At 65.3% G+C, this 7810-nt stretch carries 8 protein-coding genes; all 8 read left to right on the plus strand.

Going from position 1 to position 7810, the window contains the following annotated elements; all coding sequences use genetic code 11:
• Positions 1-5 precede the first annotated feature (5 nt).
• The gene (locus tag GTP90_RS26510; protein ID WP_161086315.1) at positions 6-272 is read left to right on the plus strand and encodes a PAAR domain-containing protein; all 267 of its coding nucleotides are present in this window, start codon (positions 6-8) and stop codon (positions 270-272) included.
• A 224-nt stretch (positions 273-496) separates the two neighbouring features.
• Entirely contained in the window at positions 497-907 is a 411-nt protein-coding gene (locus GTP90_RS26515) for a BPSL0067 family protein (protein WP_161086316.1), read from the plus strand.
• Positions 908-914: 7 nt separating this feature from the next.
• Positions 915-1346, plus strand: coding sequence for an STY0301 family protein (locus tag GTP90_RS26520; RefSeq protein WP_161086317.1), 432 nt, complete (start codon positions 915-917; stop codon positions 1344-1346).
• Positions 1347-1598: 252 nt separating this feature from the next.
• Positions 1599-2069: a hypothetical protein gene (locus tag GTP90_RS26525; RefSeq protein WP_161086318.1), complete on the plus strand. Its 471-nt coding sequence runs from the start codon at positions 1599-1601 to the stop codon at positions 2067-2069.
• Between the two features lie 94 nt (positions 2070-2163).
• Positions 2164-3237 carry an SGNH/GDSL hydrolase family protein gene (locus GTP90_RS26530; RefSeq protein WP_161086319.1) on the plus strand — a complete coding sequence of 358 codons (1074 nt, stop codon included), beginning with the start codon at positions 2164-2166 and terminating at the stop codon, positions 3235-3237.
• A gap of 107 nt (positions 3238-3344) precedes the next feature.
• Positions 3345-5720, plus strand: coding sequence for a glycoside hydrolase family 127 protein (locus tag GTP90_RS26535; RefSeq protein WP_175048248.1), 2376 nt, complete (start codon positions 3345-3347; stop codon positions 5718-5720).
• Between the two features lie 101 nt (positions 5721-5821).
• The gene (locus GTP90_RS36680) at positions 5822-6421 is read left to right on the plus strand and encodes a PEP-CTERM sorting domain-containing protein (RefSeq protein ID WP_217432035.1); all 600 of its coding nucleotides are present in this window, start codon (positions 5822-5824) and stop codon (positions 6419-6421) included.
• A 129-nt stretch (positions 6422-6550) separates the two neighbouring features.
• On the plus strand, positions 6551-7810 hold a 1260-nt coding region (locus GTP90_RS26545), incomplete at its 3' end, for a DUF6600 domain-containing protein (RefSeq protein WP_254452059.1).

Below are 7810 nucleotides of genomic sequence, written 5' to 3' on the forward strand. Positions count from 1 at the left end.
GAAAAATGGCGTTACCAGTTGTTCGCTTGGGGGATGCGACGTCACATGGCGGAAAGGTCATCACGGCATCGCCCGCGCATCGCATTGGTGGTATCGGCATCGCGCGTGTGGGGGACATGGTGACGTGTCCTCTGCCGGGTCATGGCGTGAACGCCATCGTGGAAGGCGCGGCTACGTATCTGATCAGCGGGCGCATGGTCGCTTTGCATGGTCACCGCGGCGCGTGTGGATGCAGCTTGATCGCCAGTCTGGTATCAGCCACGCACGGATAGACGCCGCTGCGTGTGGAAATGCACGGTACGGTCTGGCGTAAGCGGCCCCGGGTATCGAAGATCGTGCCATGCGCGCTTTTGTCGAAGGCTAGGCCGCCAAGCTGGGCGCCTTGCCGCCGATTCGGACCTGGCGCATAGAACGCCCGTCTTGTGCCATCTCAAAAACGTAAAGCAGCCGCAGCGCGACACTAGCACGATCATGTAGACGCTGAGAGGTGCTGAAAATGCGATACGTTTATGCGATGGCGCGTGCCCTACAAAGGAAACCCAAGGTTGGTAACGGCGATTGCGTGGCACTCCTCCAGCACTATGCGCACGCACCGAACACCCAGCTGTGGAAACAAGGTATTGCCGTTCTGGATGCGAAGGACATCGCGCCAGGAACGGCAATCGCCACATTTGTAAAAGGCCGCTACCCAAGCAACAACAGGGGAAATCACGCGGCGTTCTTTTTGCGACACGCCGCTCCTGGGCAGGGCTTCTACGTCATCGACCAGTGGATACCAAAGCCGGGGCGGGGCGAAAAACCTTACATTTCCTCACGGTTGATTTACGCCAAGCACAAGAAACAAAACGCCGATGGCTCGTGGCCCGAAGCCAGCGACAATGCGGATGCATTTTCGGTGATCGAGTAAGCAGCTTATGCGCGCCCTTATCGCCGTGATCGCGGTCTGGTGCTCAGGTGGGCTGGCCGCCGAGCATAAGATTGAATGTCCCAAAGAGATAAAACGGGACACTATCCAGATCACTCGCGCTCCTACAGGTTGGACACCTTTCTATTTATACGAATACGAACCAGGCCTACCACTGAATGGCGCGGGCTTGATGTGGGGGCCGCCTTCGTCCATTGCCATGGCGAAGCCGAACTGGTCGGGCAAGGTCGCCGGCAAGGATACCGTTAAATGGACTGAGCTTGGCGGTAAGGAAGCGGGCGAGAAATGGTTGGCATGTTATTACGGTGACCATGGACAAAATGATGCGATCTTGTCGAAGCAACTGGATGCCAACGTTACCGAATGTACTGTCACATATCCCAAGGCGCGTGGCGGTGATCTTGAAGTCACATGCAAGTGATAATGGTTAGTAGTTTTTAGTTCCGAAAATAGCGTGGAGTAGTACGAAATATCGGTGGTTAGCATTGGGTAGTAGTGGTTAGTAAAAGCCGAAAAAATAGACCCCGCCCTGTACATTCCCGGGTTTCACCAGGTTCGCGTGAACTGGCACCTCTGTTCCTACAAGCAGATGAGTGTTCTTCTGACGGGCTGGGCTCCATGAAGAGGTAAGCTGGGTATGCAACCTTGCCGTATTTCATTGGAGTTCCTGAAGATGAATATTCGCAACCTGCTTTCCTCCGCCCTGATAGGCGCCGTCGCAAGCGCGCGCTCGATGACACCGATGGCCACCATCGCGGCGGCCCGCCTTGCCAACCGCCGCACGCCCGGGCAACTGGTTTTGTTGGACCGCCCGCTGTTCAAGGCCGGCGCGCTGGCGATGGGGGCCGGTGAACTGTTCGGCGACAAGATGAAGACCGCCCCGGACCGCACTGTCTTCCTGGGATTGGCGGCGCGTGTGATGAGTGCCGGCATCGCCGGTGCGGCGTTGGCGCCAAGGGGACGGGAGCCTGCCGGGGCGGCGATCGCCATCGCCACCGCCGTGCCGCTTGCCTACCTGACGCTGACGGGCCGCAAGCGGGCCATGGCGCGTATCGGCCAGACCCGCAGCGGACTGATCGAAGACGCGCTGGTGCTCGCCGCGGGAGCTGCGATCGTGGCGCTGTCGACGAGGCGAAACGAATAATAGCTGCGCCAGCGGCCAATCAGCGCATGAACGGTTAATCGTTTACCATGCCGGTACAGCTCGATTTGACGAGCATCGGACAGGAGACGTTTTGATGAAGTTCAGGGCAGGATTGGCGGCGTTGTTGTTGGCCGGGCAGGCGTTCGCGGGCGTGGCGGTGCAGCCGGATGATGCGCAATTGCGCTACACGGGCCGCATCGATTTCACCGACCGCGCGCGGCCCATGTTGTCGTGGCCCGGCACCAGCATCGAGGGGAACTTCACCGGCGCCAGCCTGGCGGTCAAGCTGGACGACCAGCTGGGCAAGAACTTCTTCAACGTGTTCATCGACGGCGACCTGGACAAGCCGGCGGCCGTCATCGAGGCCGCGCAGGGCGGCAAGACCTACGCGGTGGCCAGCGGCCTGGGACCAGGTCCGCACCGCTTCCTGATCACCAAGCGCACCGAGGGCGAGGAGGGCGGCACCGTCTTCCAGGGACTGGAACTGGCGGACGGCGGCAAGCTGCTGCCGCCACCGCCGGCCAAGCAGCGCCGCATCGAGTTCTTCGGCGATTCGATCACCACCGGCATGGGCGACGAGTCGCCGGACGACGGGCCGGATCATCTGTTGAAGGACAAGAACAACTTCCTCTCCTATTCGTCGGTCACGGCGCGGGCGCTGGATGCGGAGGCGCACATCATCTCGCAAAGCGGCATCGGCGTGATGATCAGCTGGTTCCCGTTCACGATGCCGGACTTCTACGACCAGCTGAGCGCCGTCGGCAACAACGACACCCACTGGGATTTCCATTCCTGGACGCCGGACGTGGTGGTCATCAACCTGTTCCAGAACGACCGCTGGCTGATCGACCGCGAGAAGCGCCTGTCGCCAGCGCCGGACGACGCGCAGCGCGTGCAGGCCTACCGCAGCTTCGTGCAGAAGATCCGCGCGCTGTATCCGCAGGCGTACATCGTGTGCGCGCTGGGCAGCATGGACGCGGTGCAGGAAGGCTCCAAGTGGCCGGGCTACGTGCGCGCGGCGGTGGACCAGATGCGGCAAGGCGGTGACCAGCGGATCGACACCATCGTGTTCCCGTGGACCGGCTTCGGCGGCCATCCGCGCGTCAAGCAGCACCAGGCCAACGCCGCGCAGCTGACCGCCTTCATTCGCCAGAAAATGGACTGGTGAGCACCGCATTGTGCAGATTTCGTCATCCTTTTAGCGGAGCCTGCACAAGACCGCCGCCGGCCAGGCACGTACATTAATGGGGTAAATCGTTTACCTCGGAGGTATGCATGCATCGTCGACAGTTATTGCGGGGCGCCGCCGGTCTGGGATTGATCTCCGGCTGGACCGCCACGGCCAACGCGGTGGCCGCCGCCGGGAGTGCGGTGGCCACCGGCGTTCCATCCACCGCCCGTGCGCTGCCGCTGTCGTCGGTCCGGCTGCTGCCCTCGATCTACGCCGACGCGCTGCAAGCGAACCAGGCCTACCTGCTGCGCCTGAGCGCCGACCGCTTCCTGCACAACTATCACCGCTTCGCCGGCCTGCCGACCAAGGGCGCCATCTACGGCGGCTGGGAGTCCGACACCATCGCGGGCGAGGGACTGGGCCACTACCTGTCCGCGCTGTCGCTGATGCTTGCGCAGACCGGCAACGCGGCGCTGAAGCCGCGCATCGATTACATCGTGGCCGAACTGGCGCGCGTGCAGCAGGCGCACGGCGATGGCTATGTGGCGGGCTTCATGCGCAAGCGCGCGGATGGCACGGTGGTCGACGGCAAGGAGATCTTCCCCGAGATCGTGCGCGGCGAGATCAGGTCCGCGGGCTTCGACCTGAATGGCTGCTGGGTGCCGCTGTATAACTGGCACAAGGTCTTCGCCGGCCTGTTCGACGCGCAGACCCACGCCGGCAACGATCAGGCGCTGCAAGTGGCGCTTGGCCTGGCTGGGTATATCGACAAGGTGTTCGCCGCGCTCAGCGACGAGCAGGTGCAGCAGGTGCTGGCCTGCGAACATGGCGGCATCAACGAGAGCTTCGCCGAACTCTATGCGCGGACCAATGACCAGCGCTGGCTGGCGCTGGCGCGGCGGCTGTACCACACCAAGGTGCTGGCGCCGCTGACGCAGGGCCGCGACGAACTGGCCAACCTGCATTCGAACACGCAGATCCCCAAGCTGATCGGCCTCGCGCGCCTCCACGAGCTGACCAGCCGCCGCAGCGACGCCGACGCCGTGGACTTCTTCTGGAAGCGCGTCACGCAGCACCACAGCTACGTCATCGGCGGCAATGGCGACCGTGAGTACTTCTTCGCGCCCGACGGCATCGCCGCCCACATCACCGAGCAGACCTGCGAGGCCTGCGCCAGCTACAACATGCTGAAGATGACACGCCATCTCTACAGTTGGGCGCCGGACGCCGCTTACTTCGACTATTACGAGCGCACGCACCTGAACCACATCCTCGCGCACCAGAATCCGCGCACCGGCATGTTCACGTATATGACGCCGCTGATGTCCGGCATGGCGCGCGAGTACTCCAGCGAGGACAACGACTTCTGGTGCTGCGTGCTGTCCGGCATGGAGAGCCACGCCAAGCATGGCGATTCGATCTACTGGGAGAACGGCGACACCTTGTTCGTCAATCTCTACATTCCATCGACGGTGGAGTGGAAGGCCGCGCGGCTGGAGCTCAACACGCGCTATCCGTTCGAGGGCGACATCGACCTCAAGGTGCGCCGGCTGGCGGGGGCGCGCGAGTTCACGCTGGCGCTGCGCGTGCCGTCGTGGGCCGGCGAGCACACGGTGCTGGTCAACGGCAAACCGCAGACCGCCAGCAAGCATAAGGGCTACTTGCTGATACGCCGGCTCTGGCGCGCGGGCGACAGCGTGCGCCTGTCGCTGCCATTGGACCTGCGGATGGAGGCGGCGGCCGGCAACGACCATGTGGTGGCGCTGCTGCGCGGCCCGATGGTGCTGGCGGCGGACCTGGGCGCGGCCGACAAGCCGTTCACCGGACTGGCGCCGGCGCTGGTGGGCGTCAACGTGCTGGCCGCGTTCGCGGAGGCGGACAGGGGCCGGGCCGTGTATCGCAGCGTGGGCACCGGCCGCCCCGGCGACATGACGTTCACGCCGTTCTTTTCGCAGTACGAGCGGCGCGCGGCGGTGTATTTCAGCGTCTACACCGAGGCCGAGTGGGCGGCGTCGGAAGTCGCCTTCCGCAAGGAGGAGGCGCGCCTCAAGGACCTGGCCGAGCGCTCGGTGGATGTGATGCACCTGGGCGAGATGCAGCCGGAGCGCGATCACGACCTGCAATCGGCGATCTCCTATCCGGTCGCCTACCGTGGCCGCAACGGACGCGATGCGCGCACCGGCGGCTACTTCAGCTTCCGCATGAAGTGCGTCGACGGCCCGCTGCTGCTGCAGGCGAGCTACTGGGGCGAGGAGCGCAACCGCGATTTCCACATCAGCATCGACGGCGAGCGGATCGCGCGCGTCAAGCTCGATGGCGGCCAGCCGGGCGTGTTTGTCGACCAGGAATATCCGGTGCCGGAGCGCATCACCAGCGGCAAGCGCAGCGTGGTGGTGCGTTTCGATCCCGAACCGGGCCATACCGCCGGGCCGGTATTCGGCGTGCGCCTGTTCACGCAACGCGCGGCCGTGTCGGCCTGAACGCGGCGTCGCGCACGCGAGACACGGCGGCTTGAAAGTTGGCGAGCCCATGCTATTCTGGTTTTCTGTCTTATCAATTTTATATTGTGTAAGGAGAAGATATGAAAAAGCTCGCGATTGCGCTGGCCTGCCTGGCCTGCGCCGGTTCCGCCCTGGCCGATACCAACGTCGCCATGGGCGGCGGCGTGACACTGACCGGCAGCGGATTCTGGAATAGCGGCGAATGGGGCTTTGGCGTGCCGGCCCTGCCATCGTCGGTCACGGACGGCGCCTACCTGCCGATCCAGACGCAGTGGAACCTGGGCACGGTGTTCTGGACTGGCGACTACGGCGCCGACTCGGTGACCATCACCCTCAACCAGGCGGCGATGGTGAACCAGCTGAACATCCAGGCCGACAACGACAACCTCTACCGCATTCAGTACCGCGACCAGGCCAACACCTGGCACGACCTGGCGGTGATGGCGCCGCAACTCTCGTGGGGCATGGACAACGGCAGCACGACGCTGGACACGCCGGTCGCGGCCACCGCCTTCATGATCAGCGGCGCCGCCGGCCGCGGCGACAACCATTTCGCCGTCTCGGAATTCCAGGCCATCGGCACCGTCATCCCGGTGCCGGAGCCGGCCAGCTACGCCATGCTGGGCGCCGGCCTGGCCTTGCTGGGCTGGACCGCGCGCCGCAAGCAGCGCCGTTCCTGAGCGTACGCCGCGGCAGATTGCGCCGCTCCGGCCGGGGCGGCGTCGTGCGCGCGGACGTGCGGCAGCGAACAGTGGGCGGTGCGCCGATCGGCTATGTTGGGCGCATCGCAGATTTTTCCGAGTCCCATCATGCATAGCCGATTCCTGCTGGCGCTGGCCGGCGCCGCCATGTTCCACAGCGGGGCCGCGCTGGCCGACCCGCCGGCGCGCGTGGCGCGCCTTGCGTACGTCGCCGGCCCCGTGAGTTTTTCCGCCGCCGGCGCCGATGACTGGCAGACGGCCGGCATCAACCGGCCACTGGTCGCGGGCGACCGCCTGTGGACCGCGGCCGGCGCGCGCGACGAGGTGCAGGCCGGCCCCGCCGCCGTGCGCATGGGCGGCGAGACACTGGTAACGCTGCTCAACGCCGACGACACCAAGACCCAGCTGCAACTGTCGCAGGGGCGGCTGAACCTGGGTGTGCGCCAGCTGCGTCCCGACGAGGTGCTGGAGGTCGACACGCCGAACCTGGCGTTCAGCATCCGCAAGCCCGGCCACTACCGGCTGCAGGTGGACGCCTCCGGCAACGCCACCGAGGTCGCGGTGGTCGACGGCCAGGGCGAGGCGTATGGCGACAACACGTCCTACCTGGTCGATCCCGGCCAGGGGTATCGCTTCACCGGCACCGGCCTGCAGGATTTCAGCGTGAACCAGTTGCCGCCGGCCGACGATTTCGACCGCTGGGCGGCGCAGCGCGACCGCCGGCTGGAGCATCCGGTGGCGGCGCGTTATGTGTCGAGCGACGTGGTCGGCTACGAGGACCTGGACGACAACGGCGACTGGCGCGACGTGCCGGGCTACGGCAACGTGTGGATGCCGGCGCATGTGACGCACGACTGGGCGCCGTATCGCGACGGCCACTGGGCCTGGGTCGATCCGTGGGGCTGGACCTGGGTCGACGATGCGCCGTGGGGGTTCGCGGTGTCGCACTACGGCCGCTGGGCGCAGACGCCCGCCGGCTGGGGCTGGGTGCCGGGGCCGGTGGTGCAGCGGCCGGTGTATGCGCCGGCGCTGGTGGTGTTCGTGGGCGCGGTGACGCTGATGGTGGGGCAGCGCGATCCCGGCGTGGCCTGGTTCCCGCTGGGGCCGCGCGAGGTGTACCGGCCGTCGTACCGGGCCAGTCCGGTGTACGTCACCAACATCAACACCAGCAACACGGTCATCAACAAGACGCAGATCACCAACGTCTATAACAACGTCAACATCACCAACGTGCGCTACGTGAACCGGCAGGCCGTGACGGCGGTGCCGGCCAGGGCGTTTGCGCAGGCGCAGCCGGTGCGGCAGAACGCGGTGCGCGTGGCGCCACAGGCCCTGGCGTCGGCGCCGCTGGCCGCCGCGCCGGCGGTG

The organism is Duganella vulcania, from assembly GCF_009857655.1.
GTDB lineage: Bacteria > Pseudomonadota > Gammaproteobacteria > Burkholderiales > Burkholderiaceae_D > Rugamonas > Rugamonas vulcania.

Bases quoted from the DNA above. Each gene is read 5' to 3' on its own strand.
- GTP90_RS26520 (WP_161086317.1), top strand. From the start codon at position 915: ATGCGCGCCCTTATCGCCGTGATCGCGGTCTGGTGCTCAGGTGGGCTG.
- GTP90_RS26535 (WP_175048248.1), top strand. From the start codon at position 3,345: ATGCATCGTCGACAGTTATTGCGGGGCGCCGCCGGTCTGGGATTGATC.
- GTP90_RS26510 (WP_161086315.1), top strand. From the start codon at position 6: ATGGCGTTACCAGTTGTTCGCTTGGGGGATGCGACGTCACATGGCGGA.
- GTP90_RS26515 (WP_161086316.1), top strand. From the start codon at position 497: ATGCGATACGTTTATGCGATGGCGCGTGCCCTACAAAGGAAACCCAAG.
- GTP90_RS26525 (WP_161086318.1), top strand. From the start codon at position 1,599: ATGAATATTCGCAACCTGCTTTCCTCCGCCCTGATAGGCGCCGTCGCA.
- GTP90_RS26530 (WP_161086319.1), top strand. From the start codon at position 2,164: ATGAAGTTCAGGGCAGGATTGGCGGCGTTGTTGTTGGCCGGGCAGGCG.
- GTP90_RS36680 (WP_217432035.1), top strand. From the start codon at position 5,822: ATGAAAAAGCTCGCGATTGCGCTGGCCTGCCTGGCCTGCGCCGGTTCC.